Source organism: Serratia sp. 22278 (genome assembly GCF_052045405.1).
GTDB classification, from domain to species: Bacteria; Pseudomonadota; Gammaproteobacteria; order Enterobacterales; family Enterobacteriaceae; genus Serratia; species Serratia marcescens.
Genome location: NZ_JBQEOW010000040.1, coordinates 1 through 346, shown reverse-complemented (window position 1 = coordinate 346; position 346 = coordinate 1). Strand labels below are relative to the sequence as shown.

Below are 346 nucleotides of genomic sequence, written 5' to 3'. Positions count from 1 at the left end.
CCCAGTACTTCTACGGAGGGATAAATTTCAGCCGTCATGTTTCAATTTTCAGCTTGTTCCAGATTGTTAAAGAGCAATATCTTAAACATGACTCGGAAGTCATCTTTAAGATATGGTGTATCGTCAGATACTTGAGACCGCCGCTTTCACCGGGTGGGTCGGAAGCTTGGCGTCCCCTAGGGGATTCGAACCCCTGTTACCGCCGTGAAAGGGCGGTGTCCTAGGCCTCTAGACGAAGGGGACACGACACCGTACTTTTATGACGCTTTTGCTCGTTACTTTTTCATCAGACAATCTGTGTGAGCACGCCACTCGAACTAATATCTTTAGGTAAGGAGGTGATCCA

At 47.7% G+C, this 346-nt stretch carries 1 tRNA gene; it reads right to left on the bottom strand.

Annotated features, from left to right (window positions below):
- Positions 1-167: 167 nt before the first annotated feature.
- A tRNA-Glu gene (locus tag ACTJJ6_RS23610) sits at positions 168-243 on the bottom strand.
- Positions 244-346 lie beyond the last annotated feature (103 nt).